This window comes from Neisseria sp. P0021.S007 (genome assembly GCF_051956855.1).
In genome coordinates, this window is sequence record NZ_JBQCXA010001546.1 from 1 (window position 1) to 464 (window position 464).

1 protein-coding gene is annotated in these 464 nt (G+C 52.6%); it reads right to left on the reverse strand.

From position 1 onward, the window contains the following. A partial coding sequence (locus tag ACTHUR_RS20180) for a glyceraldehyde 3-phosphate dehydrogenase NAD-binding domain-containing protein (RefSeq protein WP_440400577.1) occupies positions 1 to 464 on the reverse strand: 464 nt, incomplete at both ends.

Below are 464 nucleotides of genomic sequence, written 5' to 3' on the forward strand. Positions count from 1 at the left end.
GTGGTCATCACGCCGTTTACGATACCGATGTTTTCGTTCAATACTTTGGCCACAGGTGCCAGGCAGTTGGTGGTACAAGACGCGTTGGAGATAACGGTCATGTCGTCGGTAATCACGTCGTCGTTTACGCCGTAAACGATGGTTGCGTCTACGTCATCGCCGCCGGGAGCGGAAATCAGCACTTTTTTCGCGCCGCTTTCCAAGTGGATTTTGGCTTTCTCTTTGCTGGTGAACGCGCCAGTACATTCCATTACCAGGTCAACGCCCAATTCGCCCCATGGCAATTCGGCTGGGTTGCGGGTAGAGAAGTAAGGGATTTTTTTACCGTCGATGATGAGGTGTTTCTCATCGTGGGAAACTTCAGAGTTGAAGCGGCCGTGAACAGTGTCAAATTTGGTCAGGTGGGCGTTGGTCTCGATGCTGCCGCTGGCGTTGATGGCAACGATGTCGAGTTGGTCTTGCAG